This window comes from Brevundimonas sp. Leaf280 (genome assembly GCF_001422455.1).
Classification (GTDB): Bacteria; Pseudomonadota; Alphaproteobacteria; order Caulobacterales; family Caulobacteraceae; genus Brevundimonas.
Map to the genome: position 1 here is coordinate 223890 of NZ_LMNC01000001.1, position 24987 is coordinate 248876.

The 24987-nt window shown below is 66.9% G+C and carries 23 protein-coding genes; 12 read left to right on the forward strand and 11 right to left on the reverse strand.

Annotated elements, in window-relative coordinates; genetic code table 11:
* The first annotated feature begins 87 nt into the window (after positions 1 to 87).
* The 4 genes from nadA to nadC are packed head-to-tail and all read left to right on the forward strand — an operon-like array spanning position 88 to position 4451.
* Positions 88 to 1167, forward strand: a complete 1080-nt coding sequence (gene nadA, locus ASF31_RS01095; protein ID WP_055753331.1) for a quinolinate synthase NadA — start codon at positions 88 to 90, stop codon at positions 1165 to 1167.
* 58 nt (positions 1168 to 1225) lie between these two features.
* Positions 1226 to 2086 (forward strand): metalloprotease, encoded by an 861-nt coding sequence (locus ASF31_RS01100; protein WP_055752922.1) that lies wholly within the window; start codon positions 1226 to 1228, stop codon positions 2084 to 2086.
* Complete coding sequence (locus ASF31_RS01105) at positions 2083 to 3597, forward strand: L-aspartate oxidase (RefSeq protein WP_055752923.1); 1515 nt, start codon at positions 2083 to 2085, stop codon at positions 3595 to 3597. Before ASF31_RS01100 ends, ASF31_RS01105 begins: the two co-directional genes overlap by 4 nt.
* The gene (gene nadC / locus ASF31_RS01110; protein ID WP_055752924.1) at positions 3594 to 4451 is read left to right on the forward strand and encodes a carboxylating nicotinate-nucleotide diphosphorylase; all 858 of its coding nucleotides are present in this window, start codon (positions 3594 to 3596) and stop codon (positions 4449 to 4451) included. Before ASF31_RS01105 ends, nadC begins: the two co-directional genes overlap by 4 nt.
* A gap of 21 nt (positions 4452 to 4472) precedes the next feature.
* Here nadC and ASF31_RS01115 read toward each other — a convergent pair whose 3' ends face one another.
* A complete protein-coding gene (locus ASF31_RS01115) occupies positions 4473 to 5597 on the reverse strand; it encodes a cell wall hydrolase (RefSeq protein WP_082464944.1) in 1125 nt (374 codons plus the stop codon).
* A gap of 448 nt (positions 5598 to 6045) precedes the next feature.
* On the opposite strand from ASF31_RS01115, the gene ASF31_RS01120 reads away from it, so the two are divergent.
* Together ASF31_RS01120 and ASF31_RS01125 are read left to right on the forward strand one after the other, a co-directional pair.
* Entirely contained in the window at positions 6046 to 6231 is a 186-nt protein-coding gene (locus ASF31_RS01120; protein WP_055752925.1) for a hypothetical protein, read from the forward strand.
* A 246-nt stretch (positions 6232 to 6477) separates the two neighbouring features.
* Positions 6478 to 6834 (forward strand): DUF6481 family protein, encoded by a 357-nt coding sequence (locus tag ASF31_RS01125; RefSeq protein ID WP_055752926.1) that lies wholly within the window; start codon positions 6478 to 6480, stop codon positions 6832 to 6834.
* Positions 6835 to 6913: 79 nt separating this feature from the next.
* On the opposite strand, the gene ASF31_RS01130 is transcribed toward ASF31_RS01125, so the two are convergent.
* Positions 6914 to 10153, reverse strand: a complete 3240-nt coding sequence (locus ASF31_RS01130; RefSeq protein WP_235551209.1) for a PAS domain S-box protein — start codon at positions 10151 to 10153, stop codon at positions 6914 to 6916.
* 235 nt (positions 10154 to 10388) lie between these two features.
* Between ASF31_RS01130 and ASF31_RS01135 the strand changes: the two genes are divergently transcribed.
* From ASF31_RS01135 to ASF31_RS01150, 4 genes are all read left to right on the forward strand, one after another.
* Entirely contained in the window at positions 10389 to 11570 is a 1182-nt protein-coding gene (locus tag ASF31_RS01135; protein WP_055752928.1) for a cell wall hydrolase, read from the forward strand.
* A 79-nt stretch (positions 11571 to 11649) separates the two neighbouring features.
* Positions 11650 to 13587, forward strand: a complete 1938-nt coding sequence (locus tag ASF31_RS01140) for a PAS domain-containing protein (RefSeq protein WP_235551210.1) — start codon at positions 11650 to 11652, stop codon at positions 13585 to 13587.
* Positions 13588 to 13650: 63 nt separating this feature from the next.
* Positions 13651 to 14058: a response regulator gene (locus ASF31_RS01145; RefSeq protein ID WP_055752929.1), complete on the forward strand. Its 408-nt coding sequence runs from the start codon at positions 13651 to 13653 to the stop codon at positions 14056 to 14058.
* A gap of 70 nt (positions 14059 to 14128) precedes the next feature.
* Positions 14129 to 15088 (forward strand): aldo/keto reductase, encoded by a 960-nt coding sequence (locus tag ASF31_RS01150; protein WP_055752930.1) that lies wholly within the window; start codon positions 14129 to 14131, stop codon positions 15086 to 15088.
* A 16-nt stretch (positions 15089 to 15104) separates the two neighbouring features.
* Here ASF31_RS01150 and trxB read toward each other — a convergent pair whose 3' ends face one another.
* Positions 15105 to 16112 (reverse strand): thioredoxin-disulfide reductase, encoded by a 1008-nt coding sequence (gene trxB, locus ASF31_RS01155; protein WP_039244395.1) that lies wholly within the window; start codon positions 16110 to 16112, stop codon positions 15105 to 15107.
* A 69-nt stretch (positions 16113 to 16181) separates the two neighbouring features.
* On the opposite strand from trxB, the gene ASF31_RS01160 reads away from it, so the two are divergent.
* Positions 16182 to 16469, forward strand: coding sequence for a hypothetical protein (locus ASF31_RS01160; RefSeq protein ID WP_055752931.1), 288 nt, complete (start codon positions 16182 to 16184; stop codon positions 16467 to 16469).
* A 123-nt stretch (positions 16470 to 16592) separates the two neighbouring features.
* On the opposite strand, the gene ASF31_RS01165 is transcribed toward ASF31_RS01160, so the two are convergent.
* The 5 genes from ASF31_RS01165 to ASF31_RS01185 form a co-directional block, all read right to left on the reverse strand.
* On the reverse strand, positions 16593 to 17546 hold the full coding sequence (locus tag ASF31_RS01165) for a mitochondrial fission ELM1 family protein (RefSeq protein WP_235551211.1): 954 nt from the start codon (positions 17544 to 17546) through the stop codon (positions 16593 to 16595).
* Positions 17547 to 17593: 47 nt separating this feature from the next.
* The gene (greA, locus tag ASF31_RS01170; protein ID WP_055752933.1) at positions 17594 to 18067 is read right to left on the reverse strand and encodes a transcription elongation factor GreA; all 474 of its coding nucleotides are present in this window, start codon (positions 18065 to 18067) and stop codon (positions 17594 to 17596) included.
* Between the two features lie 147 nt (positions 18068 to 18214).
* A complete protein-coding gene (locus tag ASF31_RS01175) occupies positions 18215 to 18415 on the reverse strand; it encodes a hypothetical protein (RefSeq protein WP_055752934.1) in 201 nt (66 codons plus the stop codon).
* 54 nt (positions 18416 to 18469) lie between these two features.
* A complete protein-coding gene (locus ASF31_RS01180) occupies positions 18470 to 19135 on the reverse strand; it encodes a glutathione S-transferase family protein (RefSeq protein ID WP_055752935.1) in 666 nt (221 codons plus the stop codon).
* A gap of 70 nt (positions 19136 to 19205) precedes the next feature.
* Positions 19206 to 19406: a hypothetical protein gene (locus ASF31_RS01185; protein ID WP_055752936.1), complete on the reverse strand. Its 201-nt coding sequence runs from the start codon at positions 19404 to 19406 to the stop codon at positions 19206 to 19208.
* 128 nt (positions 19407 to 19534) lie between these two features.
* Between ASF31_RS01185 and ASF31_RS01190 the strand changes: the two genes are divergently transcribed.
* On the forward strand, positions 19535 to 20833 hold the full coding sequence (locus ASF31_RS01190; RefSeq protein ID WP_055752937.1) for a dicarboxylate/amino acid:cation symporter: 1299 nt from the start codon (positions 19535 to 19537) through the stop codon (positions 20831 to 20833).
* Here the strand turns inward: ASF31_RS01190 and ASF31_RS01195 are convergent.
* From ASF31_RS01195 to ASF31_RS01205, 3 genes are all read right to left on the reverse strand, one after another.
* Complete coding sequence (locus tag ASF31_RS01195) at positions 20823 to 21101, reverse strand: DUF1294 domain-containing protein (protein WP_055752938.1); 279 nt, start codon at positions 21099 to 21101, stop codon at positions 20823 to 20825. The genes ASF31_RS01190 and ASF31_RS01195 overlap by 11 nt on opposite strands.
* 70 nt (positions 21102 to 21171) lie before the next feature.
* Positions 21172 to 24471, reverse strand: coding sequence for a carbamoyl-phosphate synthase large subunit (gene carB, locus ASF31_RS01200; protein WP_055752939.1), 3300 nt, complete (start codon positions 24469 to 24471; stop codon positions 21172 to 21174).
* Between the two features lie 25 nt (positions 24472 to 24496).
* Positions 24497 to 24811: a ribonuclease E inhibitor RraB gene (locus ASF31_RS01205; RefSeq protein WP_038293704.1), complete on the reverse strand. Its 315-nt coding sequence runs from the start codon at positions 24809 to 24811 to the stop codon at positions 24497 to 24499.
* Between the last annotated feature and the right edge of the window lie 176 nt (positions 24812 to 24987).

Sequence of the window (24987 nt, forward strand, 5' to 3'; positions counted from 1 at the left end):
GCATGCATTTCCTCTTGCACAGCGCCCGCATAGGCCTACATTGCGCCTGCTTATGCTAAATGTGAGCATAAGGGTATGGAGATGATCATGGCTGACGGCGCCTTTGGTCTGACGAAAGAGCTGGCGCGGGAAACCGCCGGGGTGTGGGCCAAGGTCAAGGACCACGTCACGCCTTTGGAGTGGCCCGAACAGGCGCGCCTGATCAGCGAGATCAACCGGCTGAAGCGCGAGCGCGACGCCGTAATCCTGGCCCACAACTATATGACGCCCGAGATCTTCCACGGGGTCGGCGACTATGTCGGCGACAGCCTGGGCCTGGCCAAGGAGGCCGCGCGGTCGGACGCCAAGGTGATCGTCCAGGCGGGCGTCCACTTCATGGCCGAGACGTCCAAGATCCTGTCGCCCGAGAAGACCGTGCTTATCCCCGACCTGCGCGCCGGGTGCTCGCTGGCTTCATCGATCACCGGGGCGGATGTGCGGCTGATCAAGCAGCGCTACCCCGGTCTGCCGGTCGTGACCTATGTGAACACCACCGCCGATGTGAAGGCCGAGACCGACATCTGCTGCACGTCCGCCAACGCTGTTCAGGTGGTGGAGTGGGCGGCGAAGGAATGGGGCGTGGACCGCGTCATCCTGATCCCCGACGAATATCTGGCGCGCAACGTCGCGGCCCAGACGACGGTCGGCATCATCGCCTGGAAAGGTCGCTGCGAGGTGCATGAGCGGTTCACGGTGGACGACATCGCCGAGATGCGCGCCGCCTATCCGGGGGCCGAAATCCTGGCCCATCCCGAATGCCCCGAAGACGTGCTGGCGGCGGCGGACTTCGCCGGCTCGACGGCGGCGATGACCGACTACGTCGAGGCGCGCCGGCCCAAACAGGTGGTGATGATCACCGAATGTTCGATGGCCTCGAACGTGGCCGGCGACGTGCCGGGCGTGCAGTTCATCGGCCCGTGCAACCTGTGCCCGCACATGAAGCGGATCACGCTTCAGAACATCCATGACTGCCTGCTGCACATGCAGTTCGAGGTGACGGTTCCGGCCGACATGATCGAGCGTGGACGCCTGGCGGTGCAGCGAATGATCGACCTGCCGCCGCCCGCCATTCCCGTGCGCTACGACCTGGTCAAGGCGCGCCACCACGTCGATGTGGAGCTGATCTGAGCGTGACGCGGCGATCGGTCCCGGCGACGGGACGGTCGTCCGCGCCCATCTGGACGCCATGAGCAACACAGACACCACAGATCAGACGCCCCACCGCACGCCGGGACCTTGGGACGCGAAACCCGAAACGACATCGGCGCGTGGAACCGCGCCGGCGCCCGCAGCCGAAGCGCCGGTCGAGAAGGACCAGAGCCTGGTGTGGGCGATGCTTTCCACGGCGCTGATGGGCGGCTTCTTGTGGTGGATCACGGGCAGCGCCATCGTGGCGGGCGCGGTGCTGATCGGGCTGTTCGTCCATGAGGCGGGTCACGCTCTGGTGATGAACAAGCTCGGCATGGGGCCGGCCCGCATCTACATCATCCCCTTCCTTGGCGGCCTGGCCAAGGCGCGGCGTGAGCCGAAAAGCGAGTGGGACGGGGTTCTGGTATCGTTGGCCGGACCGGCCTTCGGACTGCTGGCGATGATTCCCTTCGTTGGGGTCTGGACGGTTCTGGGGCAGGGAGAGTGGCTGATGGGCGCCTTCTTCATCGCCATGCTCAATCTCGTGAACCTTGTACCGGCGCCGCCTTTGGATGGGTCCAAGGCTCTAGGCCCAGTGCTGACGCGTGTGCATCCGCGTCTGGAGCAGATCGTGCTGCTGGTCATTGGCGTGGCGGTGGTCTGGTGGGGGCTGACGACCGGGCGGTTCATTCTGGCCGCCTTCCTGGCCCTGTCGGTGTTCAGCCATCTGAAGCGCGGCGTCTGGCGTGCGGCCTGGGGCACGCTGAGCTGGCCCGAGGCGGCCAAGAGCTTGGCGCTCTATCTGCTGACCCTCGCGGTGTGCGCGGCGGCGGCCGTCGGCGCGCTGATGCCGATGACGGGGGGTGATCCGGCCGGCGCGGTGCAGTTGGGCCTCAACTACTTGGGCTTTGGACGATGAACCGAATGCGGCATGACGGACCTCTGATCGTCGGGGCGGGCCTGGCGGGGCTGTCGGCCGCGCTGGAGGGGGCCAAGACCGGCGCGAAGGTTCTCGTCGTGACGCCCGAGCCCTTGCTGAACGCCTGTTCGTCCGCCTGGGCGCAGGGCGGGATGGCGGCGGCGCTGACGGCGCAGGATTCGGCCGCATTGCACGCCAAGGATACCGAGGCGGCGGGCGCGGGTCTGGTCGAGGCGGTCGCGGCGCGCGCCCTGACCGACGCCGGGCGTGAGACGGTGGAGTGGCTGGCGGCCCTGGGCGCGCCGTTCGATCAGGATGCGGACGGCGGCTTCGTGGTCAGTCTGGAGGCGGCTCATTCCGTTCCTCGCGTGGCCCGGGTCGGCGGCGACGGCGCTGGCCGAGCCATCTTGTCTGCTGTCGTTGCGGCGGTGCGGGCTGAAAAGTTGATCGAGGTCTGGGACGACGCGCGGCTGAAGGCTTTGCTTCAGGACGCCGACGGCCGAGTAGTCGGGGCGGTTGTGATGCGTGGCGACCGCCTAGTCGAGATCACGGCGACGGCGGTGGTGCTGGCCACAGGCGGGGCGGGTGGTCTGTTCGCGGCGACTACGACGCCAGCGGCGTTGAAGGGCGAGGGGATGGCGTTGGCCGCGCGAGCCGGGGCGGAAATTCTCGATCCCGAGTTCGTGCAATTCCACCCCACCGCCATCGACGTGGGACTGGACCCCGCGCCGCTGGCGACAGAGGCTTTGCGGGGTGAAGGCGCGCGACTGATCGATGGTCAGGGGCGCTTTCTATTGGGCGACGAGGCCGACGCCGATCTGAAGCCGCGCGACGTGGTGGCGCGAGCGGTCCATGCGGCGCGCGCCGACGGGCGAGGGGCCTATCTGGATGCACGCACGGCGATCGGGGACGAGTTTCCCCACGCGTTTCCCGCCGTCTTCGGTGCCTGCATGCGCGCCGGCCTGGATCCGCGCGTCAGCCCGATCCCGGTGATGGCGGCGTGCCACTATCACATGGGCGGGATCGCCGCCGATGCAGACGGCCGCACGACGGTTGCGGGCCTTTATGCGGTCGGAGAGTGCGCGGCGACCGGCGTTCACGGCGCCAACCGGCTAGCGTCCAACTCCCTGCTGGAAGCGGCGGCGTTCGGTCGGCGCGCGGGCATGTCGGCGGCCCAGGAAGTCGGGGGCGGCCGCGCCTTGACGGCTGATATTTCGCCTGATTTGCCGGATGCAGCGATGGCCGAACTGCGGACCGCAATGACGGCGCATGCGGGTGTGGTGCGTGATGCAGAGGGGCTGTCGGGCCTGATCGCCCTGATCGACCGGCTGGAGAGCCAGTACGGGCCGGCGGCCGTTCTGTTAGCGGCGCGGCTCATCGCTCAGGCGGCGCTGGACCGGCATGAGAGCCGGGGCGGGCACTACCGGTCGGACTATCCGCAGACGGACGGGGTCGCTGTGCATACGCGTGTGCGGATGCCATACCCGGCGGCGTTGGAGGCGGCGGAATGAGAAGACTTCCCGATGTCCTGATCGAACCCGTCGTCCGTATGGCCCTGGCCGAGGATCTGGGCCGGGCGGGCGACGTGACCGCCATGGCCTGCATCCCTGAGGGTGCGCGGATGAAGGCGGCCTTTGCGGCGAGGAAGGCTGGCGTGCTGGTGGGCATCGACTGCGTGCGTCTGGCCGTGCTGGCCATGGACCCCAGGGCCTCGGTCGATTTGAGATTGAGAGACGGCGACGCCTTTGACGCGGGCGCAGTGCTGGTGGTTGTCGAGGCCGACGCGCGCGCCTTCCTCTCGGCCGAGCGGACGGCGCTTAATCTGGTCGGACGGCTCAGCGGCGTGGCGACCTTGACGCGCACCTATGTTCAAGCCGTCGCCGGGACCAAGGCGCGGATCGCGGATACGCGCAAGACCACGCCCGGGCTGCGCGCGTTGGAAAAGCACGCCGTGGCCTGCGGCGGCGGTATCAATCATCGCTTCGGTCTGGATGACGCCATCCTGATCAAGGACAACCACGTCGCTGTCTGTGGCGGCGTTGCCGAGGCGGTGCGGCGGGCCAAAGCCTTCGCCCCGCATTTGATGAAGGTCGAGGTCGAGGTCGATGGGCTGGATCAGCTGGACGCCGTATTGGCCCTGATCGACGAGGGCGCGGCGCCCGACGTCATCATGCTGGACAACTTCAGCCTCGACGACCTGCGCGCCGCCGTGGCGCGCGTCGCTGGGCGGATCGTGCTTGAGGCCTCGGGTGGGGTCGATCTGACGACGGTGCGCGGCATCGCCGAGACGGGTGTGGACGTCATCTCGGTCGGCGCCCTGACCCATTCGGCGCCCGTTTTGGATATCGGCCTGGACGCGCTCTGACGGCTTGTAGGCCTCCGCCGATCAAGCGGGGCTGGAGGCCGTTTCGGCGACGTCGGTCTTGGCCGAGGTCTCGTTCGCCCGCGCAGGGCGGGAAGCCGGTTGGGACACGGCGGCGCGCGTGGCGGCAGGCGAAGACGTCGTCGACTGGGCCGCCGGCGCGGGCAGGGCGCGACCTTCCTGCGCCAGCACCATCGAATAGGCGACCGCCTGTCCGGCCTGACGCGCGGTTTCGACCGGGTTGAGGCCGGCCTGGATCAGGCGCGGCTGGTCCGCCGGCGCCGCGCGACGGGCGGCGTAGGTGAAGGTACCGCCGGTGCTCGAACGGCCGCCGAAGCGATAGAACAGATGGCTGCCGACCTGGCTGACCTGCACCAGCGACGAACGCCAGCCCGGCGTCACGGCTGTGGTGTGGAAGTGGGTCGCATTGCCGACGCGCGAGAAGACCGACCCCGACATGGCGTTCGAGGCCACGGTCCTGGCGCGGTTCCAGGCGGCCTGGTTGACGCGGCCGCGCATCGCTCCGGAGCAGGTGAAGGAGAACTGGCAACCGGTGCTGCGCGCCGCGCCCTGGAAGACGACGCCGCAGACAGTCTTGGGGAAGGCGGGGTGGCGCACGCGGTTCAGTACGACCTGGGCCACGGCCTTCATGCCGTCGGCGCCCTCGCCACGGGCTTCATAATAGACGGCCTGGGTCAGGCAATCGAGATCGCGGCTGGCGTCCAGGGCGTTGGCGACGCGGAAGGCGGGCGCGGCGGTCGGTGCGGTCAGGCTGGCGCGGCGAAGGTTGGGGTCGCCGGGCGCGCGGAGTTGTTCCAGACGGGCGGCCAGCAGTTCGGCCTGGCGATCGCGCTGGGCCGAGCCCGCGCTGGTGTAGGGATCATGACGACGCGCAATGGTCAGGGCGCTGGCGTCGAGGCCGCCGGCGGCGGCGGCGAGGGCTTCTTCCGTGAAACCGGCGGCGGTGGCGCCTTGAATCCGTTCGGCTTGGGCGCGCAGCGTCGTCGCGCGCGCCGTCGTGCCGCCTAGATAGGCGCATCCGATCGCCAGTCCCAACAGACCGCCAAAGGCTGCAGCAGCCGTCATGGGCTTGATCTTGGCCACACGATCGGCGCGCAAAATGGCGCGCGTCTGCGAGGAATGCGACAACGAGATAGTCCTGTTCAGCAGGGCGAGAAACGCGGCCCCCGGGGTAGTCTTGCCAGCCAGGCGACCCACTGCGGTCGCGGTCCAGCCTGCAAATTCCGGCGCTCGGCTCAGTGGCCCGGGCGTCGAGGACGGGCCTTTAGCCAGCCTTTTATGGCCTCAATGTGTTCGATTTGCAATCCGATGGTTAACGCATCGAATTCAGTAGATATTTTTCAGTCGTGGCGACCCGTGTGGCTGCAAAACGGCAAGACTGGATAAATCTATAGGACGAATACTGTATCCATTAACAGTTGAACTTGTTATGTATAGATATGCTGCATCGCAGCAAACTAAATGGAACAAACAAATCTGTTTAGAATTGTGGCGGTGGTCGTCGGCGCAACTAGAGCCCAAGCCAGGAACCGCTATGCCGCGTTCGCGTTCAAGCGTGGCCTTTGGAGAGAAGCCCATGATAAAAATTATCACCGTGACCGCAGCCGCTGCGGCGGCCATCGCCCTGTCCGCCTGCGGCGCGACCATCGAACAGAAGGCCGCCAGCGGCGCTATCGCCGGCGCGGTCGTCGGCGGCCCGGTCGGCGCCGCCGTGGGCGGTGCGGCCGGGACGGCTGTCGGTCAGGCGCAAAAGCCGAACTAAGACGAGTTCGGTCGACGCACGCTCTTATCGCAGTGCTTGCGATCAGGGCTGCGTCGCCTATCTGAACGAAGTGTTGCGGCCACGCCGCCGCGACGCTCCAAATGACGCATCAGGCCGATTTGCGGGCTGCGAACCTTGATTTTCGCGCGCTTATCGGCTTTGTGCGCCCCGCTTCAGGCCGTGCGTGGCGCAGCCTGACCCCCGACGACCGCCCTGGTCGCTCACAAGGAACCCTGACGCTTTCGCATGAAAGATCTGAAGACCGGATTCTCCGACCGCATTACCGCCCAGCAAGAGGCCAAGAAGGCCCTGCTCGCCAAATTCAAGCCCAAGGCCGCCGCGCCCGATCCCGAGTTCGAGCGTCTGGCTGAAAAACGCGCCGCCGAAAAGGAAGCTCTACGTCAGCAGCACGAGCTGGCCAAGGCCGAGCAGCGTCGTGAAAAGGCTGAAAAGGAAGCCGCTCGTCTGGCCGCCGAACTCGCCGCCCAGGAAGAGATCGACGCGGAAAAACGCGCCGACCGCAAGGCGCGCAAGCAACTGACCAAGGAAGAGCAAAAGGCCAAGCGCGACGCCCGTTACGCCGCCCGCAAGGCTCGCCGCTAAATCCAGCTGCGGCTCCAAACAGATCGACGCGTCGCATCGCTGCGGCGCGTTTTTCTTTGGCCGTCAGGTCCCCGCTTCGTTAGTTCGTCGTCGCGGCGCTGAGGCGTTCCAGCAGGGCGCGCAACTGGTCCGATGAATATGGTTTGCGCAGCAGCGGCCAGATCGTGTCGGCCAGCACCGCATCCACGTCCTCGCCGACGTAGCCCGAGGTCAGGGCGATCCGCAAATCCGGCCAGCGCGCCGCCGCCTCGCGCGCCAAATCGATCCCGCTCATGCCGCCGGGCATCACCATGTCGGTCAGCATCAGATCGAAGTCGTCGGCTTGAAGGAACTTCAGCGCATCGTCGCCCGTCTCGGCCCAGTCGACCTCCAGCCCGAAACCTTCCAGGATGTCGAGCGCGATAGCGGCGACGCCGGCGTCGTCCTCCACCAGCAACATCCGCCCGCCCTCGACCACGGGGACGCCATCGGCGGCGACCAGACTGGACGTCATTGCGGCGTCTTCCGCCGACAGAGGCGGCAGGAAGATGCAGATCTCGGCCCCACGTCCCGGCTCGGAGATGATCTGGACGCCGCCGCCCGATTGGCGCGCGAACCCATAGACCTGGCTCAGCCCCAGGCCTGTCCCCTTGCCGACGCCCTTGGTGGTGAAGAAGGGTTCGAACACCCGGTCGCGGATGTCCGGCGACATGCCTTCGCCGTTGTCGGCGACGCTGACGCAGACATAGTCGCCCGCCGCCAGTTCGGCGATCTGTCCGGCCTCGACCGTGCAGGCCCGCGTCTGCACGGTGATGCGGGCTTGGCGGCCCTTGGCCCCGGTCACATCGCCCAAGGCGTCGCGCGCATTGACGATCAGGTTCAGCAGCGCGGCTTCGAACTGGGCCGGATCGACATTGGCGGGCGCGCCGCCACGCTTCAGCTTGACCTTGAAGTCAACCGCCTCGCCGACGGCCCGGCGCAGCAGCGGTTCACTCTCGCGGATCAGGGCGTTGAGATCGATCGGCTCGGGTCGCAGAGCCTGACGACGCGAGAAGGCCAGCAACTGATGCGTCAAGCTCTCACCCCGTCGGGCCGCCGCCAGCGCCGCCTCGCCCAGCTTCTTGCGCTTGGCCGCGTCCTCGCTGCGCAGGATGATGTCCAAGGCCCCGATCACGACGGTCAGCAGATTGTTGAAGTCGTGCGCGACCCCGCCGGTGAGCCGCCCGACCGCCTCCATCCGCTGGGCATGGACCAGTTGCGCCTCGGCCTGAGCCTTTTCGATCAGGGCCTCGTCGACCCGTTCTTCCAGCAGTTCATTGATGCGTTTCAGGTCGTCTTCGGCCCGCTTGGCGTCGGTCACATCTAGACAGGCGCCGACATAGCCCTGGAAAAGGCCCGAGGCGTCGAAGCGCGGCACGCCTTCAGTCCGCAGCCAGCGCGGGCCGAGCGTTGGATGATTGATCCGCGTCAGCGCCTCGAACCGATCCCGGGCCTCGAAGGCGCGCATGAAGGCGGCGGCGAAGACCCCCTCGTCGTCCGGATGGATCAGTCGCCTCCAACTGTCGGGCAGATGCGCGTCCGCCTCGACGCCGAAGAAGGTGCGGTAGCGCCTGTTGGCGAACACCATCTGGGCGGCGTCGTCGCTCATCCAGATCAGGGCGGGCGCGCTGTCGGCGACGGTGCGGAAGCGGTTCTCGGATTCCTCTAGGCGCGCCTGGGCCGTGCGCATGTCCGTCACGTCGAACGCCACGCCCACGAAGCCGACGACCTCCTGACCGGCCAGACGGGGACGGGAGAAGGACTTCAGCCAGCGCCATTCGCCATCGTGACGGCGATAGCGCGCCTCCATCGAAAAGGGCTCGCGCGTCGCTTCCCCGTTAATCGATTCCGCCAGGATGCGCGCCTGATCCTCGGGATGCAGCGCGCTTCGCCAATCCAGGTTGAGGACGGTCTGGTAGTCCGAGCCGTGGAAATCGACATAGGCGCGGTTCACGAAGGCGCGCGTGCGATCCTGGTTGGTGACCCAGATCAGCACCGGCGCGGTGTCGGCGATGGCGCGGAACCGCTGTTCGCTCTCACGGGTCTCGTTTTCCGCGCGGGCGCGCTCGACCTCGGCCCAGGTGCGCGCCGCGACTTCCTCGACCAGGCTGACCTCCGCCTCGGTCCAGTCGCGCGGCGTCGCCGAATGGACATAGAGAAACGCGCGCAAACGTCCGGTGCGGATCAGCGGCGCGCGCACCAGGGCGCGGGTCTGGATGGCGTCGAAGGCGTCGGCGACCGCCGCCGTGCGAGGATCATCGCGCACATCCGAGATCTGGATCGTGTGGCCTTCGTTCAGGTCGGCGATCAGGCCTTCGCCAAAGGCGTTCAGGCTGAATTGACCCTGAGCGCTTTCGACACCGGCGGTCCAGTCGCGGCTCATGGAGACGACGCCCGCCGCCTGGTCCACCTCGCCATAGCCCACTCGCTCGACATCCAGCAGTGCCCCCAGCGTGCTCTCCACATCGGCCATGATGTCTTCGGGATCGGTCAGGTCGCGGAGCCGGTCGCTGAGGTCCAGCAGGAACGCCTGACGTCGCGCGGCGCGCGCCGCCGCATCCAGCGCCTCATGGGTTTCGGTCACATCGAACGAAATGCCGGCATAGCCGACGAAGGCGCCTTGCCCATCGAAGCGCGGACGCACGACGGCCCGCATCCAGCGCCAGACGCCGTCCTGCCCCTGAACGCGCGCCTCCATCTGGAAGGGCTTGCGATCAGCGGCGCCGGCCTTCTCGGCCGCCTTTACGGTCTTCAGATCGTCGGGGTGAACGGCTGTCTTCCAGCCGCCCTCGCGCAACGCCTCGATGTCCAGTCCATGCAGGGTGAAGACGGCGGCGTTGACGAACTCGAACTCGCCCTTGGCGTCCAGCAGCCAGATCGGCGAGGGGGCGGTATCGGCGAGTTCGCGGAACCGGGTCTCGCTTTCACTCAGCCGCGACAGGGCCTTGCGGAGCGAGGCCCCCACCGCCGCGATGAACAGGCCGACGAGAACGAAATTCCAGGTCGCCGCACCACCGATGGCGTGAAGCACGCCATCCCGGCCGGTTGCCGTCAGCGCGACGATCGCCCAGCCGCCGCAGGTGCAGACCAAAAGCGCCGTCAAGGCTCCGGTCCAGCCGGCCGCCAGAGCGGCCAGGGTCACCGCCGGCAACAGGATGGTAAAGCCGGTGACCTCGCCATACAGCGGCGCCGCCGCCGCCCGGATCGCCAGACCCGCGAGGGCGATGCCGATCCCGATCAAAAGGCGATGCGTCGGCGAGGCCGTCGACAGGCGCGCCAGGCCGATCAGCCAGCGATCCATGACCGCGATCCGCCGTTTCGATCCGCCTGCGCTCATATCGTCGGTTCGCCCCACCAGCGACGCGTTTGCCCCGCTGGAACATAGTTTTACACCTTGCGTTTGGGGCGACCACCCCTGACGCGCAGGGGGTTTGATAACGGCGGTCGTCGTGACGCCGGAAAATGGCCTAGAAGTCGGACTAGACGCGCGATCTCAGCGAAAGGCCGGTGCGCCGATCGCGGCTATTGGACCCTGAATGACCCGGTTGCCCTGGAAGACGATGTGGAAGGCGCTGCGGCGTTCGGCGGCGGCCTTGCCCGCGGCCGGCGCGGTGCTGGGCGTCGCCATGGCGGCGGGGTCCAGCGTGCGACCCGATATGGATCGGACGGCAGAGGCTGTCTCGCGCATCACCGGCGGCGACCTCGGCGCGGGCGGGTTGGCCGCGATCAAGGGGCGATTGACGTCGTCGCAGCTGGCCGTCGCCATGCGGCATGATCCCAACCTTCTGCAGCCGGCTCTCTACGGACTGACGCCGGGCTGGGAGAGCTTGACGCTGGCCGGCAAGCCAGGTCTGGAATCGGGCAAGAGCGGCCTCGAGGCCCAACGTCTGAACGCAGCCATGGCGCCCGCGTCCGGCGCGCTGCGTCCCGCCTTGCCGTTCGTGTTCAAGGGCAGCGCCGAGGATCGCAGGCGGGCTTTGCGCTGTCTGACCCAGGCGGTCTATTATGAGGCGGCGCTGGAGCCGGACAACGGCCAGGCCGGCGTGGCCCAGGTGGTCCTGAACCGCGTGCGCGATCCGAACTACGCCAACACCGTCTGCGGCGTGGTGTTCGAGGGCGCCGAACGCGTCACGGGATGTCAGTTCAGCTTCACCTGCGACGGCTCGCTAGGCCAGGCGCCGGTCGGCTGGGCGTGGGAGCGGGCGCGCAAGGTGGCGGAGCGCGCGCTGAACGGCGCCGTGGCTCAGGAAGTCGGCACAGCCACCCACTATCACGCCGACTATGTGCATCCCTGGTGGGCGCCGACGGTGGCCAAGGTGACGCAGATCGGCGCGCACATCTTCTATCGTTGGAAGGGCGTCTATGGCGAAACGGCCGCCTTCCGCAAAACCTACAATGGGCGCGAGCCGGCGATCGACGAGGCGCGTTTCTCGCGTCCGCGCATGACGATCGCCGCCGGATCCGCAACCGGCGGCGCCGATCCCGACGCTCCGCTGAAAGACGCGCCTCTGAAGACGGTCGAGATCGATGGTCAGCAGCGGGTCGTCGGCGTGGTCAGCCTGGGCGGTCGCCGCCTGCCCACGCGTGACGAAGTCGCCGCCATCAACGCGCGCCTGAACGCCCTGGAGCGGCCCGCATCGTCGATCAAACCCGCCGCCCCAGCGCCCACAGGCGTCACAACGATGGATGTGGAGGAAGTCGGTCGCCCCGCGAACTGACATCCTGCATTGCAACGCTTCGCCACTCCGAGCATTGATGTCGATGGCCGGACCTGACCGGCCCAGCGAGGACGCCTGCTTGACCCACCCCGAAGTCGATTGTCCGAGGTGGGACGAAGGCGACCGTCTGAAGGCCCTGACAAGTTACGGCGTCCTGGACACGACGCCCGAAGGGTCGTTCGACGATCTGGCGTCGCTCGCCGCGCGCATCTGTGAGGCGCCGATGGCCGCCGTCAGTCTGGTCGATTCCCAGCGTCAGTGGTTCAAGTCCGAGGTCGGTCTGGGCGTGCGCGAAACGCCGCGCCCGCTGTCGTTCTGCGCCCACGCCATGCTGGGCGACGACGTCATGGTCATCCCCGACGCGATGCAGGACGACCGCTTCATCGACAATGACCTGGTGACGGGCGCGCCGCACATCCGCTTCTATGCGGGCTATCCGCTGAGGACACCCGACGGCGTGCCGCTGGGCGCCCTGTGTGTGCTGGACGACACGCCGCGCCCGCAAGGTCTGACCGAGCTTCAGCTGATGGCGCTCAAGACCCTGGCGCAACAGGTGATGACGCAACTGGAGCTGCGGCGCGCCTTGCTGGACCGGGACCTCAGCGACCGCACCGCGCGGTTGGCGATGGAGGCCTCGGCCTATGTCGGGGCCTGGGATTGGGACATTCCAGAGAATCGCGTGATCGCCGACGAGCGGTTCGCGCGGATGTATGGCGTGGACCCCGAAGCGGCGCGCGAGGGCGCGGCTATCGAAGTCTTCACCTCCAGCGTCCATCCCGACGACGCCCAGCGGGTCGCCGACGGGATCGACCAAGCCATGACGGGCGACGGCGCCTTCGTCAGCGAATATCGTCTGGGCCAAGGCGATGACGTGCGTTGGGTTCTGGCGCGCGGTCAGGTCTATTTCGACGCCGAGGGCGCGCCGATCCGCTTTCCCGGCGTCGCGGTGGACATCACCGAACGCAAGACCATCGAGACAGACCTCGCCGAAACCGCTCGTGCTCTCAGCGAGAGCGAGACCCGGTTCCGGGTTCTGGCCGATGCCATGCCGCAGATGGTCTGGTCCACACAGCCCGACGGTTTCCACGACTACTACAATGCGCGTTGGTATGAGTTCACCGGCGTGCCGGTCGGCTCTACCGACGGCGAAGGCTGGAACGACATGTTCCATAAGGATGATCAGGAGCGAGCCTGGGCGGCTTGGCGGCATTCGCTTGAGACGGGAGAACCCTACGAAATCGAATACCGCCTGAAGCATAATAGCGGCGTCTATCGCTGGACGCTGGGACGCGCGGTGGCGATCCGTGATGAAGACGACCAGATCACGCGCTGGTTCGGCACATGCACCGACATCGACGAGTTGAAGCGGCTGGAGCAGGGCCGCGAGCTGGTCAGCCAGGAGCTGAGCCACCGGATCAAGAACATCTTCGCCGTCGTCACCGCCCTGGTCGCCCTTTCGGCGCGCCAGTATCCGGAAGCCAAGGCGTTTTCGGCCTCTCTCCGCACACGCATCGCCGCCCTGGCCCGGGCGCATGAGTTCGTGCGGCCGCACACCGAGACGTCCAAGACCACGATCGGGGCGACAACCCTGCATTCCTTCCTGTCCGATCTGTTCAAGGCCTATGCGGACGAGACGGGTGGGGCGCGCGTCGTCATTCAGGGTGAGGACGCCGTCTTCGACGATCAAGCGGCGACCTCCGTGGCCTTGCTGTTCCACGAACTGGCGACCAACGCCGCCAAATACGGCGCGCTTTCCGAGCGTGGGGGCGTCGTGACGCTCGACACAGAACGAAAGGAGGATCGCTTCGTCCTGACCTGGTCGGAAACGGGCGGTCCGGCCATCCAGGGCATGCCGCAACGCACCGGCTTCGGTTCGTCCCTGGCCAGCCTGTCGGTTGAGGGACAGCTCGGCGGGCGTTTGTCGCGCGAATGGCGGCCAGAGGGGCTCCAGGTCATCGTGGACCTGCCGGCGACGGCCCTGTCCAGGCGCCGCGCGGCAGGCGGATACTCAAATTAGTCTTCTATTGAAACCTATCCCTCACACTGACGTTACGTACGCTCCCGAGCACTGATTGAACCCATGACTGCGCGTATCCTCATCATCGAAGACGAAGCTCTCGTTGCGATGGAGCTCAGGTTCGTCCTGGAGGACCTCGGCCACGAGGTTCTGGGCGTCGCCGCGACCGCACAGGCCGCGCGCGATCTGGTGCGCGAGAACGATGTCGATCTGGCGCTGGTCGATATCCACCTGTCCGACGGTCCCACAGGAATCAATCTGGGCCGCGAACTGGGTCAGGACATGGGCGTCTCCGTCCTGTTCATGACGGCCAACCCCGGCATGGTGCGCGACGGCGTCGCCGGCACCATCGGCGTCTTGTCCAAACCGACAGACGAACATGCGGTCCAGACGGCTGTGGATTACGCCCTGCGCCGTCGCCAGGGACAGCCGGTCGACTACGCGCCTCCGGGTCTTCAACTGTTCGGCTGACCGCAGCCGAGGCGGTTGCGGTCGCAATGATGCGGCATATGTCGAGGTCTCCCCAAGAGGAGATCTCCGCATGACCACCCTTTCCAAACGCAAGCTCGGCTCCAGCGACCTGGACATCGCCCCCCTGGTGTTCGGCGGCAACGTCTTCGGCTGGACGGCGGACGAGGCGACCTCATTCGCCCTGCTGGACGCCTTCGTCGAGGCCGGTTTCGACGCCATCGACACCGCCGACGCCTATTCGCGCTGGGTTCCGGGCCACTCCGGCGGCGAAAGCGAGACGATCATCGGCAAGTGGCTGAAGGCGCGCGGCCGGCGCGACGACGTCAAGATCCTCACCAAGGTCGGATCGGACATGGGGCAGGGCCACAACGACCTGTCGCCAGCCTGGATCGAGACGGCGGTCGAGGCGTCGCTGCGCCGGCTGCAGACCGACTATATCGACCTGTATCAGACCCACTGGCCCGATCCGAAGACACCGCAGGAGGAGACGCTGCGCGCGCTGGATAAGCTGGTGCAGGCCGGCAAGGTGCGCGCCATCGGCACGTCCAACCATTCGGCCGAACAGGTGTCCGAAGCTCTGGATATTTCGCAGCGCGAGATTTTGGCCGCCTATGCGACGATCCAGCCGCATTACAACCTCTACAGCCGCGACACCTTCGAGGGCGAACTTCAGGACCTGGCCGTCGAACAGGGCCTGGGCGTCATCACCTACTTCAGCCTGGAGAGCGGTTTCCTGACCGGCAAATACAAAAGCGTCGATCAGATCGCCGGGACCAAGCGCGAGGGAATGCTGAAGGACAAGTTCGACGCGCGCGGCGTGCGTATCCTGGCGGTCCTGGACGCCGTGGCCCAGAAGGCCGAGGCCACCTCGGCCCAGGTCGCCTTGGCCTGGCTGCTGGCCCAGCCGGGCGTGACGGCCCCGATTGTAAGCGCGACCTCGACCGAACAGCTGGCCGACACGCTGAAGGCGGCGACCCTGATGCTGTCGGACGAGGACGTGGCGGAACTGATGGAGGCGAGCGCCTACTGATCGCGCAGGACCGGGGTCACCAGACCCCGATCTTCTCCGCCTCGGCGTGGCTGATGGGGTTGTGGGCCTTGGCGTGGTCTTCTTCGGCGAGGAAGCGGCTGACTTCCAAGGCGGCCATGCAGCCCATGCCGGCGGCGGTGACGGCCTGGCGATAGACGTCGTCGGTCACGTCGCCGGCGGCCCAGACGCCTTCGATCTCGGTCGAGGCCGTGCCGGGCTTGACCCGCAGATAGCCGCCGGCGTTTGTCTCCAACTGGCCCTTGAACAGTTCCGACGACGGGGCGTGGCCGATGGCGATGAAGACGCCGTCGGCGGGGATTTCCCGGGTCGAGCCGTCCTGGACATTCTTCAGCCGAACGCCGGTGACATTTTTGGCCATGCCGTCCACGACGCCGACAATCTCCTCGATCGCCGAGTTCCAGATCACCTCGACCTTGGGGTGGGCGAACAGCCGGTCCTGCAGGATCTTCTCGGCGCGAAACTCGTCGCGACGGTGAACGACCGTGACCTTGGAGGCGAAGTTGGTCAGGAACAGCGCCTCTTCGACGGCGGTGTTGCCGCCGCCGACGACCACGACTTCCTTGCCGCGATAGAAGAAGCCGTCGCAGGTGGCGCAGGCCGAGACGCCGAAGCCCTGATAGGCGGCCTCGCTCTCCAGCCCCAGCCATTTGGCCTGGGCGCCCGTGGAGATGATGACGGTCTCGGCCAGCATCTCTTCGCCGCTGTCCAGCTTCAGGCGGAACGGGCGTTGCGACAGGTCGGCGGAGACCACGATGTCGTGGATGACTTCGGTCCCGACATGCAGGGCCTGGGCCTGCATCTGCTCCATCAGCCAGGGGCCCTGGATGGTGTCGGCGAAGCCGGGATAGTTCTCAACGTCGGTGGTGATGGTCAGCTGGCCGCCGGGCTGGATGCCGGCGATGACGACGGGGTTCAGCGAGGCGCGGGCGGCGTAGATGGCGGCAGTCCAGCCGGCGGGGCCGGAGCCGATGATGGCGACGCGAACGGTACGAGCTTGGGTCATGGCCCCTATTTAGGCGGTGATTCCCGTTTGCGCGATGCTAGTCTCGCCTGACACGCAGGGGAGATGGGGATGACGAACAAGAACGCGGCGTTCCTGCCGATCGGGATCGGCATGGGCTTGTCGATCGGCGTGGCGCTGGGCGTGGCCCTGGACAACGTCGGCCTGGGCCTCGCCCTCGGCACGGCCATCGGATCGGGCTTTGGCGTGGCCCTGATGAGCGCGGCGAACGCCAAGGCCAAGAAGAGCGGCGGGTCGGACGGCGGCGCGGTCATGCCTTCATCGGATACGTCGCAGCACAGCGGCTCAGACTGTAGCGGGGACAGCGGCTGTGACGGCGGCGGCGGTGGCGGCGACTAGGGAAGGCCACTCCAAATTTTTGGAGTGCACTTTAGTGCAGATTTTTGCGAATCGTTCTTTAGAATTCTGCCGATGACGGTCGCCACTCTGGGGGCTGGCTGCGTCAGGAACGGACGTGGGCCGCTATCGCGTCCGCATCGCTTCCAAGACGGCGCGCGCGGCGCGGTCGGTTTCGGCCAGCGAGTCGTAGGTCCAGCCGTCCAACGCGCCGTCGAACGGGCGGGTGGCGCCGCGCGACTGCAGGTCGTCGTGCAGGCGAGCGAACTTGTCGCCGGATTTCAGCGGGATCATCGGCAGGACGTGGACCGGCTTGCCGGTCGAGGCGGCCTCGGCGGCCATATTGGCGCTGTCCTCGGTGACCAGGATGTGGTCGGCGAAATGCAGAAAGCCGAACAACGGATTTTCGCCTGTCCCGTCCCAGATCCACCCCGGCAGATCCGAAAGGCGAGCGGTCATGACGGCCTTCGCCGCATCGGGCGTGCGGCGTGAGAAGGTCAGCATCAGTGCGCCGCCAGATGCTCGCACGGCGTCCGCGATCTGGTCGGCCAAGTCAGCCGCATGGGCCTCGGTCAGGTCGAAAGCCTTGGACTTGCCGCCGATCAGCACGGCGATGCGCGGATGGGGCAGGGGGGCGATCCGGTCGGCGAAGGCGGGCGCGGCCTCGGCGATCCGCTGCGGCGTGATGCGGTGGGGGGAGCCGGTGATTTCAAAGACATTGTCGCCCGACAGACCGTCATGGGCGGGGGCGACGATCAGGTCGTAGCGGTCGTTGGCCCAGCGTGGATCCTGGGTCTGGACGACGAAGGTCTTGCCGCCGCTCCAGGCCTTGACGCGGGTCGACAGCGGCAGGGTCGCACGACCCGTGGCGATCCACAGATCGGGCCAGGGGGCGACCGGCGGCGCGGACGCCAGCATGGCCGGGGTCTTTAACGCCGACGGCAGGCGGTCGAAGATCGGCCGCCAGCGGATGTGTTTGATCGTAACCTCGGCCGGGGTCAGGCGCTGTACGGCCTCGGCGAGACCCAGCGCCTGATTCTCGATGCCGGCGCGGCCGTCGGAGACGACCCAGATGGCCAAAGGATTGGGAGAGAGGGGGCGAGCAGACGCTGCCCCAGCCACCGCTGTTACTTCCACTCGACCTTGAGGATCTCGTAGGCCTTCACGCCGCCGGGGGTGTTGACCTCCACGACGTCGCCGACCTCCTTGGAAATCATGGCGCGCGCGATCGGCGAGGCGATCGAGATCTTGCCCTTCTTCACATCGGCTTCGTGTTCGCCGACGATCTGATAGGTGGCCTCTTCCTCGGTGTCCTCGTCCACCACGGTGACCGTGGCGCCGAACTTGACCTGGCTGCCCGACAGTTTGGACACGTCGATAACCTGGGCGCGGCTGATCTTATCCTCGATCTCGGCGATCTGGCCTTCGATCCAGCCCTGACGCTCCTTGGCGGCATGGTATTCGGCGTTTTCGGACAGATCGCCGTGCTCACGCGCCTCGGAAATGGCGGCGATCACGCTCGGCCTTTCGACCGACTTCAATTGCTTCAGTTGATCGTCGAGGGCACGGTAGCCCTCGCCCGTCATCGGCACTTTTTCCATTTGTGTCGTGATTTTTCTGGTTCGCCCGGAGACTGGAAAGACGCGAGATAAGCACACAAAAGGCCGCGGGGCGGGCGCGGCCGGGCATCAAGACTAGGGTTTCTCGCTCAACAATTCAAGAGCCCAACGCCCGCACCGGTTGACCGCTCAGGCGCGGGCCGGCGGTTCGGGCTTGTGGTCGCGGCGCAGGACGCCCTTTATGAGGCTGTAGGCCAGCCAACCGACGGCGGCGAGGCCAGCGAGCATGAAGACGCCGGAAATCAGGGCGGCTCCTGCCGCCATGAAGGCGAGAACGAAGGCGACGGCCGCAGCCAGTCCGGCGACGATCTGAATGGTTTGAAGGCGCATGAGAACTTAACGCCCTCGACCACGGCGGGTTGCGCCGCCGCGATCACGATCCGATCACGCGTAGCTGTAGGGACCGCCGCGCTCGAGCGCGCGTTGATAGGCAGGCCGCGCATGGATGCGGTTCAAGAAGGCCTTTAGACGAGGTTTGGTCTCGGCATTGAACGCGCGGTCGGCGCCGGCCTCGACTGGAAAGCTCATCATGATGTCGGCGGCGGTGAACTGATCGCCCGCGAACCATTCCGAGCGGCCCAGTTCGTCTTCCCAGAAGCCGACGTGGGTACGCAGTTGCGGGTCGACGAAACTGGTGATCGCCTTGTTGGCGACGCCATTGACGATCGGCTTCAGCAGGGCCGGCGCACGGCGTGGGAGCATGCTGAACACTAGCTTCAGCAGCAAAGGGGGCATGGCCGACCCCTCGGCATAGTGCAGCCAATAGGTGAAACGACGGCCGTCCTCGGTTCCCGCCGCCGGACGCAGCCGGCCCTGACCATAGGTATCGAGCAGATATTCGACGATGGCCCCGGTCTCTGCGACCTTCACCGCGCCGTCCTCGATGACCGGCGACTTGCCCAGCGGGTGGATCGCCAGCAGTTCGGGGGGCGCCAGCCGGTTTCCAGGGTTTCGTTCGTAGCGCACGACCTCATAGTCCAGGCCCAGCTCTTCGAGTAGCCACAGGACGCGTTGCGAGCGGCTGTCGTTCAGATGGTGGACTTTGATCATGGGTCGGCTCCGGGCGGCGAGGCGTGACTATTCGCAACGCCGCCCCAGAAGTCGAGCGGCGATTGCGGCCTCAACGCGGGCGGCGGCCGCTCCAGCGTCCGCGGGGTTGCGGCGCGACCTTGGGCTTGGCGCCTTCGCGGCGGTTGCGCCAGACCTCATAGGCCAGGGTCGCCAGAGCCAGTTTGCCGGCGTGACGACCGGCGACGCGGCGGCCGCCCTTGGAGAGCAGCAGGCTGCCGATCAACGGGACGAGTTTGTTCAGACGGGACATGATTGAGTTCCTTTCGTCGTCCCAACGCGCCGTGCGTGATCGGGGTTCGCCCTGCGACGACATGAACTGTCAGCGACCCACAGAAGGTTTGGCGCGCGCGACGCGCCGAGCGGTGCTAGCGCTAGGGCATGAGCCAATCCCGCATCGCCGCCTTCTTCACCTCTCTGAGCTTTTTCGTCATCGCCGCCCTGGTCGCCGGCGTCGTCGTCGGCGCCCTGGCGCAAGGGTCGCAGGCCGCCTGGCTGACCGGCGCCTTGGGCGTGGTCGAGAGCCTGGGCCAGGTGTGGCTGAACGCCCTGCGCATGACCGTCATTCCCCTGGTGTTCAGCCTGCTGGTGACCGGCATCGTCTCCATCGCCGATGCGGCGGCGACGGGCCGGATCGCGGTGCGGTCGCTGGTGGTGTTCGCGGTGCTGCTGGTCGGGGCGACGATCTATGCGATCCTTGCGGGCCTGGGCCTGCTGGCGGTCTGGCCGATCGATCCGGAGGCGGGGCGTGGCCTGCTGGCGGGCGTCAGCGCCGAATCCTTGGCGACCGTGGGCGAGGCGGCGCGCACCGACGGCCTGCGCGCCTTCCTGGCCAGTCTGGCGCCGGCCAATGTCATCAAGGCGGCGTCCGACGACGGGGTGCTGGCGGTGGTGGTCTTCGCCGTCGCCTTCGGCTTCGCCGCGACGCGGATCAAGGCCGAGCTGCGGCGACCTCTGGCCGGCTTCTTCGAGGCGGTGGCCGAGACCATGGTGGTCATCGTCCACTGGGTGCTGCTGGCCGCGCCGTTCGGGGTGTTCGCCCTGGCGCTGGGCGTGGGTTTGCGCGCGGGCCTGGGGGTGGCGGGGACGCTGGCCCACTATGTCGCCATCGTCTGCCTCAGCCAGATCGGCCTGATCCTGATCATCTATGTCGTGGCGATCGTGTGGGGTCGGATTTCGTTGGCCCGTTTCGCGCGCGCCGTGGCCCCGGCCCAGGTCGTCGCCGTCTCGACCCAGTCGTCGCTGGCCAGCCTGCCGGTGATGATCGAGCGCGCGCGCGACTGGTTGGGCGTGCCCCAGACCTCCGCCGGCCTCGTTCTGCCGCTGGCGGTGGCGGTGTTCCGCATCACCAGCCCGGTCGCCAACCTGGCGGTCTGCCTCTATGTCGCGCAGTTGCACGGGGTGGAGCTGGGGCTCGGCGTGCTGATCGCCGGCGGACTGACGGCCATCGCCGTGTCCATCGCCTCGGTCGGTTTGCCGGGCCAGGTCAGCTTCTTCGCCGCCATCGGCCCCATCTGCCTGGCCATGGGCCTGCCGCTGGGCGTGCTGCCGCTACTGCTGGCGGTCGAGGTCATCCCGGACATCTTCCGCACCGTAGGCAATGTCACCGCCGACCTGGCCGCGACCCGGATCGTGGCCGGCGAAGATGGGGCAGGCGAGGACGGTCGCGTTACAGAATGACCCAGGCGGCGCCGCCCGCCAGCAGGATCAGGTGAAGCAAGACGATCAGGCCGAACTGGGTCCTGAACGGCTCCTTGCGCGTCTTGTGGCGCAGGATGTGCTGACCCATCCAGGCGCCCAGCCCGCCGATCAGGCCGAACAGCAAGAGCATGGATTCCGGCGTGCGCCACAGGCCGGCCCTGGCGCGCCGCTTGTCCCTGGCGAAGGCGAGAAACCCCAGCATTTCGCCGCACAGGATGGCGATCAGGGCGAGGTCGAGATTGGACATCGGCGTATCTCCGGCGTTCGGCCGCTACAGCCTTGCAGCGTGCGGCCGAAAACCGGAGATTTCGTCAACGTCAGGCGTAATCCTGGATCGCCCGTACATCCAGGTCGCCAGCCTTGATGGCGCCGATGGCCTGGGCCGCCGCCAGGGCGCCGGCGGTGGTGGTGTAGTAGGGCATCTTCATCATCAGGGCGGTGCGGCGCAACGAGAAGCTGTCCTGCAGCGACTGCTTGCCCGATGTGGTGTTGAAGACCAGCTGGACCTCGCCGTTCTTCATCGCGTCCACAATGTGCGGGCGGCCTTCCAGCACCTTCTTGACCAGCTTCACCTCCAGCCCCTGTTGGACCAGATAGGCGTGGGTGCCGCCGGTGGCCATCAGGCTGAAGCCCTCGGCCAGCAACGTCCGGGCGGCGTCGACGATGAAGGGCTTGTCCTCATCCTTGACCGAAATGAAGGCGCAGCCCGAGGTCGGCAGGGTGGTGCCGCCGCCGATCTGGGACTTGGCGAAGGCGCGGGCGAAGGCGGGGGCCATGTCGGCCTCTCCCGGCCGCTTAAAGTCCAGGCCCATGACCTCGCCCGTCGAACGCATCTCCGGGCCCAGGACGGTGTCCACCCCGGCGAAACGGGCGAACGGGAAAACGGCTTCCTTGACGGCGATATGGTCGTAAGGCTGGTCCGTCAGACCGAACGACTTCAGCGGCACGCCAGCCATGACCTTGGCGGCGATGGAAGCGATAGGCTGGCCGATGGTCTTGGCCACGAAGGGTGCCGTGCGGCTGGCGCGCGGATTGACCTCCAGCACGAAGATGCGCGGGCTTTCGCTGTGCGGCTCCTCGATGGCGAACTGCACATTCATCAGGCCGCGCACCTTCAGGGCCTTGGCCATTTCGGTGGTCTGACGCTTCAGCTCGTCCACGATCTCGGGCCGCAGCGAGAAGGGCGGCATGGAGCAGGCGCTGTCGCCCGAGTGCACGCCGGCTTCCTCGATATGTTCCAGGACGCCGGCCACAAAGACCGTCTCGTCGTCGCACAGGGCGTCCACGTCCACCTCGGTGGCGCGGTTTAAATAGTGGTCGATCAGGACGGGATCGTCGCCCGAGACGCGCATGGCCTCGTGGACGTAGCGGTCCAGTTGCTCGCGGTCGTGGACGATCATCATGCCGCGACCGCCCAAGACGTAGGAGGGGCGCAGGACGACGGGGTAGCCGACCTCTTCGGCCTTTTGCGCGGCCTCCTCGGCCGAACGGGCCAGGCCGTTGGGCGGCTGGCGCAGGCCGATGCCTTCCAGCATCTGCTGGAAGCGTTCGCGGTCCTCGGCCAGGTCGATGGAGTCGACGCTGGTGCCCAGGACGGGGATGTTGTCCTCCTGCAGGGCGTGGGCCAGTTTCAGCGGGGTCTGGCCGCCGAACTGGACGACGCAACCGATAAGGTCGCCGTTCGAGCGCTCGACCTCGATCAGCTCCAGCACGTCCTCGGCCGTCAGCGGCTCGAAATACAGGCGATCGGAGGTGTCGTAGTCGGTCGAGACGGTCTCGGGGTTGCAGTTGACCATGATGCTTTCGACGCCGATCTGGTCGAAGGCGAAGGCCGCGTGGCAGCAGCAGTAGTCGAACTCAATGCCCTGGCCGATCCGGTTCGGACCGCCGCCCAAGATGATGGCCTTCTTCTTGTCCGTCGGTTCGCTTTCGCACTCGGGGATCTGGCCCAGAGCGCCGGTCTCATAGGTCGAGTACATATAGGCGGTGGCGCTGGCGAACTCGGCGGCGCAGGTGTCGATGCGCTTAAACACCGGGCGCACGTTCAGGCCGCGACGGGCGGTCCGGACGGATTTTTCGCTCTGGCCGGTCAGTTGCGCCAGACGGGCGTCGGAGAAGCCCTTGGACTTCAGGCGGCGGAACTCGGTCGGGTCGGTCGGCAGGCCCTTGACCCGCACATGGCCTTCCTCGCGCACGATGTCGGCGATCTGGCGCAGGAACCAGGGTTCGTAGGAACAGGCGGCGTTGACCTCCTCGACCGTCAGGCCGTGGCGGAAGGCCTGGGCGATGACGCGGATGCGGTCGGGGGTCGGAACGCCCAAGGCGCGGACGACGGCGCCGCGGGCCGTGGCGTCGTCTTCGGCGCCGGCCACCCCTTCGATCTCGATCTCGTCGAAGCCCGACAGGCCGGTCTCCAGCCCGCGCAGGGCCTTCTGCATCGATTCCTGGAAGGTGCGGCCGATGGCCATCACCTCGCCCACCGACTTCATCGAGGTGCCCAGCAGGGGCTCGGATCCCGGATATTTCTCGAAGGCGAAGCGCGGGATCTTGGTGACGACATAGTCGATCGACGGCTCGAAGCTGGCCGGCGTGACCTGGGTGATGTCGTTGGTCAGTTCGTCCAGGGTGTAGCCAACCGCCAGACGCGCCGCGACCTTGGCAATGGGGAAGCCTGTGGCCTTGGACGCCAGCGCAGACGAGCGCGACACGCGCGGGTTCATCTCGATCACGACCATGCGGCCGTCGGCGGGGTTGATCGCCCACTGGACGTTCGACCCGCCCGTCTCGACGCCGATCTCGCGCAGCACATTGATCGAGCCCGTCCGCATCCGCTGATATTCCTTGTCGGTCAGCGTCAGGGCAGGGGCGACGGTGATGGAGTCGCCGGTGTGGACCCCCATCGGATCGACGTTCTCGATCGAGCAGATGATGATGCAGTTGTCCGCCGTGTCGCGGACGACCTCCATCTCGTATTCCTTCCAGCCCAGGACCGATTCCTCGATCAGGACCTCGGTCGTCGGCGACAGGTCCAGGCCGCGCAGGACGATCTCGTCGAACTCCTCGCGGTTGAAGGCGATGCCGCCGCCGGTGCCGGCCAGGGTGAAGGACGGGCGGATGACGGCGGGCAGGCCGACGAACTCCAGCCCCTCCAGCGCCTCTTCCATCGAATGGGCGGCCTTGGAGCGGGGGCTCTCCAGACCCAGCTTGTCCATCGCGTCGCGGAACTTCTGGCGGTCCTCGGCCTTGTCGATCACCTCGGCCTTGGCGCCGATCATCTCGACGCCGTGCTTGGCCAGCGCGCCGGATTCATGCAGGGCCAGGGCGGTGTTCAGCGCGGTCTGGCCGCCCATGGTCGGCAGCAGGGCGTCGGGCTTTTCCTTGATGATGATCTTCTCGACCATCTCGGGCGTGATCGGCTCGATATAGGTGGCGTCGGCCACCTCCGGGTCGGTCATGATGGTGGCGGGGTTCGAGTTGACCAGGATGACCCGATAGCCTTCCGCCTTCAGCGCCTTGCAGGCCTGAACCCCGGAATAGTCGAACTCGCACGCCTGGCCGATGACGATCGGGCCTGCGCCGATGATGAGGATGGATTGGATGTCTGTGCGCTTGGGCATCGCCAGCTCTTCTTCTTATTGAACGCTAATGGGTCACGACCGCGCATTCCCAGCCGTCGTACTCCAGCTGGAAGGCCGCGGCCCAGGTCTGCATCATTGCCGAGGTCGCCGCGAAAGACGCCTCGTCCACCGCCATGGTCGTTTCGAGCACCGTCATGTCGTCGGCGCCGCGCGTCAGAAAGCCGGCGCGCCGGGCGACCTCGTTCAGGTCGCCGTGGTCGCCCTCGCCATAAAAGTAGAACAACGTATGGCGCGGCGTGACGCCGCTGTCGCCCTGTTCGGCCAGCGCCGCGCGCACCATGGCGTCGCGTTCGTCATGACGGATGTCCGAGGCGTCCAAGGGAGTGCGTCGTCCTTCGTTCTCTACGCGCGCGAGAAGTCCCCGCAGAGCCTTGGCCCTGCGACGCTCACGTCTGCTTGTCGGTTAAGCGGCCCGTTTAGAGAGGGAGGGGCGAGGGGGCAAGATGCAAAGCAGATTTCCCGGTGTTTGGGCGCGGCATGGATTGCGCAAAAAGA